The organism is Streptomyces carpinensis (genome assembly GCF_002154505.1).
Classification (GTDB): domain Bacteria; phylum Actinomycetota; class Actinomycetes; order Streptomycetales; family Streptomycetaceae; genus Streptomyces; species Streptomyces carpinensis.
Map to the genome: position 1 here is coordinate 1 of NZ_MUBM01000698.1, position 4556 is coordinate 4556.

Here is a 4556-nt window from a genome sequence, read left to right on the forward strand (position 1 = left end):
CGGTCGCCGCCCACGGACTCGACCGCCCGGTGGTCACCACCGCCTCCACGGATTCCGCCGCCTGCGCAGGCTCGCTCGCCCCACGGTCTCTTCCGCCCCCGCGTTGTCGGCCACCTCCCCACTCCCGGTGGCCGAGACCGCGGCTCTACGGCCCCGCGGTCTCGGCCACCGCCTCTGCCGCTGCCGCCAGGCCCGGGCGAGGGCTGGAGAAGGTCGGGACGAGTGTCGTCGTCAGGGACTGGGCCGGGCCCATGGAGGCCTGGGCGAGGACGATCGCGTCGGCCTCGGCGGCACTGATCGAGTCGGCGGCGCTCGCGACCCGGCGAACGTACCCCTCGGTGTCCCCGGCCTCGAAGCGCGCCCAGGCACCGTGGACGAGGAGGGGGCGCACCGAGACGGGCCGCCCGGCGCGGCGGGCCTCCTCCTCGATGAGCGCGACGGTCGGGGCGAGGGTGCTCTCCACGGCGGCGAGGACGACCACACGCGGGCCGGCGGCCACCGCCGCCGACGCCATCGGCCGGTCCACCCGCAGCACCGGGACGTCGGCTCCGGCCTGCACACCGGCCGTCTCCGCGACGCCGCCGATGGTCGAGCAGGTGCACAGCACCGCCCGGGCGCCCTCGGCGACGGCCCGGTCCAGCACCGCCCGCACCTCGTCCGTCACCGCGGCCGGGCCCTCTCGGCGGGCCCGGCTCAGCAACTCCTCGTCGACGAAGTGCCGCAGTCGCAGCTGCGGATGGTCCTCGTCGCGCAGCGCCTCGAAGACCGGGACGTGCACCGGCGAGGTGTGCAGCAGGGCGAGCACCGTCGGGCCGCCCGTCATGCTCAGAACCGCCCCGGATGTGCCGCGAGCCAGGCGCGTGCGGCCCTCAGCAGCTCGGGGTCGGCCGCCGGGGCCTCGTCCGGGTGGCGTTCGGCCCACTTGACGACGTACGGACACAGCGGCGCCACTGTGGTGTCCTCGCGCAGCGCCAGGGCGTACAGCTCACGGGCGAGCGAGCCCGCGATGCCTTTGCCCTCGTGGGCCGGTTCCACGATCGTGTGGACGGGCACCAGCGCGCGCCGGGGCTCGTCGAGGGCGAAGTACTCGATGCGGCCTACCACTTCGCCGTCGGCGACGGCTTCCAGGCGGCCGGCCGCCCGGTCGTCTCGGATGTCGATGTCACTCATCGGCCGGCTCCTCCTGGATGTCTGAGTCGGTGACGGTCAGGCCGGTACGGCCTGCGGGCTGCGCTGCTGGTCCGTCCCCGGCACGGGGGCGGACGGGTCGGCGCCGAGCTCCACGATCCGGTTGCCGGCGTCCACGTGCACGACCCGCGGCTTCAGCGTCCGCGCCTCGGCGTCGGTGACCTGAGCGTAGCTGATGATGATCACGAGGTCACCGGGGTGCACGAGGTGCGCGGCCGCCCCGTTGATGCCGACGACCCCCGATCCCCGCTCGCCCTCGATGACGTACGTCTCCAGCCGGGCCCCGTTGCTGATGTCGACGATGTGCACGAGCTCACCGGGCAGCAGATCGGCGGCGTCGAGCAGGTCCGCGTCGATGGTCACCGATCCCACGTAGTGCAGGTCGGCCTGGGTGACGGTGGCACGGTGGATCTTGGACTTGAACAGAGTACGCAGCACTTTGGACTCCTGGAAGACGGCTCCCTGCCTGCTTTGTGCAGGTCAAGGGCGGTCTTTACTGTACACCGGCACGCGTCGAAGTCGATGTTTGTGAGGAACATCGCTTCACTCTGGCGAGCAGGCTTCCTACCTGGGCTTTAGCGCGAACCAGGTGGGTCGTGAAATCGCCGCCCGTGCACCGACTCGGACGCTCTTCGCGGAATGCGCAGGACTGATGCTGCCGAAACGCTGACTTCACTGACGGGACATCAGGGACACGAACATTGGCGGGTCACTTCCCGGCACACGGCCGGCGCCAGCAGGACCCGGTGGCGATCATCGGTGACACCCTGCCGGGCACCAGCTAGGTTCACCTGGTTCGTTCTGCTCAGCGTCTTCTTGCGGCTCGCCCTGACAGCGGCGTGAGTCAGGGCCGGGCCAGAATCGTCACTTGGGCCGCCTTCTGGGTCACCGCTGTGCTGCTCGCCTGGCGGAACGTAGAGGCCCGAGCGTGCCACGCGTACGCCGACTCGATGTACAACTCCCACGGTTGGATGCCGGGCGGGACGGGCTGCTTGCCTCCTTCATCAGCGACACCCCCTACGGCCCACTCGATCGCGCCCGCTGGTCGCCGCGGCTATCCGCGGTGGCGCCGGGGCCTGCACCGGTGGTGCCGAGTGCACCGGGAAGCGCAAACCCGGGTGCAGTGTGTCGTACCCAAGGTCGATCCGGATCGCGACAGTGGAGCACCCCCGATCGACCGACAAGGACAATGAGATGCCGGAGTCGACGACCGCTCGGCGACGAGCGCGCGGAGCTGCCGCCGTAGGTGTAGGTGCAGTCGCCACAGTCATGATCCGACGCAGCGCCCGGAGGCGTGACGAGTCGTTCGGTCGTCACGCGCCACTCACCAGCGCGAACGAGAACGCACGCGTAGCCGCGACGACGGTTGCGCCGCACGTCGAGCAGCACACGAAGAGCCGGTGGTCGGTCTTCCTCGCCTACGGGCTCCTGGCAGCCGCGACCCAGGCGCTCTTCGTCAATTACGCGCCCGTGACGCAGGACGCCGCGCGGCACTTCGGCGTCTCCATCGGCGCGATCGGCTTGCTGTCCCAGGTCTTCCCGCTGATCTACGTCCTCCTTGCCATCCCTGCCGGCATCGCGCTCGACCGGTTTCTCCGTCCAGGCCTCGTGGTCGGCGCGGTGCTTACTGCGTCAGGGGCTTTTCTGAGACTGGTTGCCGACGACTTCACCTGGGCCTTCATCGGGCAGGTCGTCGCCGCTGTGGGACAGCCCTTCATCCTGAACGCCATACCGGGTCTTGCTGTGGGCTACCTCGCCGAAAAGCACCGCGCCACTGGAATCGCCGCCGCGTCCTCCGCCACGTTCGCCGGCATGGTCCTGGGCTACCTGCTCGGCGCGTTTCTGCCCGGCGAGAGCCACATCCGTACCCTCACCCTCATCACCGCCCTGATCGCCATGGACGCCGGGCTGTGTCTCGTCGGGGCACTGCGCTTCCCCCCGCAGACGAGCCGTGAGTCCGCATCCGTGACCAGCGGACTCCGGGCCTTTCGCGCGGCATTCGGCAATCGCCACGTACGCCGTTTGTGCGCGGTCGTCGCCATCCCGATGGGCGCGTTCATCGCACTCGCGACGTTCGTGCAACCGCTGCTGGCGCCGGCGGGAGTTTCGGAATCCACCGCCGGCCTCATCCTCGCTCTGACCATGATCGCCGGTGTGGTCGGCTGCGCAGTCGTGCCCATCTGGGCAGACCGGCACGGCCGCGAGGTCCAGGTCATGGGCGTCGCGATCGTTTTCACGGCCGGGGCCTGCCTCCATCTCGCCCTGGTGCCGAGCACGCCCATGGCCTTCCTCACGCTCCTCGGCACAGGCTTCGTGCTGCTCCCGGCTCTTCCCATCGTGCTCTCCCTGAGCGAGCGGCACGCACCGGAAGCCGAGAGCACGGCGGCCGGACTCATCTGGATGGCAGGCAATCTGGGAGGTGTACTGCTGACGACGGCGGTCGGACTCTTCGTCGTCCGCCCCGAGATCGCATTCGGTGTCCTGTCCGCCGCCACCCTGCTCGCTCTCCCGGCACTTCAGTGGTTCCGGAAGCTCGAGCACCAGGACCCCATGACGTGAGCTCAGCTCGGTCTAGTTGCCACGCCCCGTGACATGAGCTCAGCTTGATCCGGTCGCCACTATGTCAGGCGCGATGTCCAGCACAAGGAGCGCCGCCGCCACATGGGTCGGGTTGTCCTCCACCTTGACGGCTGAGAGCTCGTTGGCGCGCGAGACCCGCCGCTCGACGGTGTTTCGGTGCGCGTAGAGGTTGGCGGCAGCCCGGGTGGTGTTGAAGCCACACTGCACGTAGGTGAGCAGTGCCTGACGTAGTGCTGTGTCAGCTTCGGCCAGCGGCCCGAGAGTGTTGATGACGAACCGACGTGCGCCGGCCCGGTCCTTCGTGAGCGCATCGATCAGCTCGACGTCGGCGTAGGCGGTGAATCGCCGGTCGGACCCGAGGCGGATGATCAGCGCCTGCGCCGCGAGGGCGTCCTGGTGGCTGGACCTGAACCCTTCGAGTCCACGTCCAGGCCTTCCCACCGCCGCGCGAACCTCGTCAGCCGTCGCCAGGACCTTCTCCACATGGTGAAGGTCCGGGACACCCGGCCCCGAGAGCCAGATCCACCGCGACGTCGCACTGGCACGCGCCACCAGGGCGCTTCGACCTGCGGCAGTGGAACGCGCGGCCGGGATCGCTTCGTCCAGAGCATCGACGTGCTCAGGATCATCGACCCACAACACGAGACCCACGTGCCACCGTGCCAGCCGGTACCGCAGGCGCCCCTCGGCGAGGTCCTCCGCCATCGGCGCCCCGCTGGCGATCAGTTGGATCAGTGCGATCGCGTCGGCACCCGCATTGCCCATCGCAGCGGCGAGGCCGGCCTCGC

Annotated in this window: 5 protein-coding genes and 1 pseudogene; 2 read left to right on the forward strand and 4 right to left on the reverse strand. The window is 69.8% G+C overall.

Annotated elements, in window-relative coordinates:
• Positions 1-145 precede the first annotated feature (145 nt).
• From BZY54_RS48030 to panD, 3 genes are read right to left on the reverse strand one after another with little or no spacing between them, the layout of a single operon-like run.
• Complete coding sequence (locus tag BZY54_RS48030; RefSeq protein WP_086731543.1) at positions 146-805, reverse strand: aspartate/glutamate racemase family protein; 660 nt, start codon at positions 803-805, stop codon at positions 146-148.
• Positions 806-825: 20 nt separating this feature from the next.
• Positions 826-1170 carry a GNAT family N-acetyltransferase gene (locus BZY54_RS48035; protein WP_086731540.1) on the reverse strand — a complete coding sequence of 115 codons (345 nt, stop codon included), beginning with the start codon at positions 1168-1170 and terminating at the stop codon, positions 826-828.
• Between the two features lie 36 nt (positions 1171-1206).
• Positions 1207-1626 carry an aspartate 1-decarboxylase gene (panD, locus tag BZY54_RS48040; protein WP_086731541.1) on the reverse strand — a complete coding sequence of 140 codons (420 nt, stop codon included), beginning with the start codon at positions 1624-1626 and terminating at the stop codon, positions 1207-1209.
• Between the two features lie 284 nt (positions 1627-1910).
• On the opposite strand from panD, the pseudogene BZY54_RS54445 reads away from it, so the two are divergent.
• Together BZY54_RS54445 and BZY54_RS48050 are read left to right on the forward strand one after the other, a co-directional pair.
• Positions 1911-2245, forward strand: a pseudogene (locus BZY54_RS54445) (metallophosphoesterase); the annotation flags it as partial.
• A gap of 212 nt (positions 2246-2457) precedes the next feature.
• Positions 2458-3747 carry an MFS transporter gene (locus tag BZY54_RS48050; protein ID WP_086731542.1) on the forward strand — a complete coding sequence of 430 codons (1290 nt, stop codon included), beginning with the start codon at positions 2458-2460 and terminating at the stop codon, positions 3745-3747.
• A 39-nt stretch (positions 3748-3786) separates the two neighbouring features.
• Here BZY54_RS48050 and BZY54_RS48055 read toward each other — a convergent pair.
• Positions 3787-4556: PucR family transcriptional regulator (locus BZY54_RS48055; protein WP_208641000.1), on the reverse strand; the 770-nt coding region annotated here is incomplete at its 5' end.

Excerpts from the sequence above, each read along its gene's own strand:
- BZY54_RS48035 (WP_086731540.1), bottom strand. The coding sequence starts at position 1,170 with ATGAGTGACATCGACATCCGAGACGACCGGGCGGCCGGCCGCCTGGAA.
- BZY54_RS48050 (WP_086731542.1), top strand. The coding sequence starts at position 2,458 with ATGATCCGACGCAGCGCCCGGAGGCGTGACGAGTCGTTCGGTCGTCAC.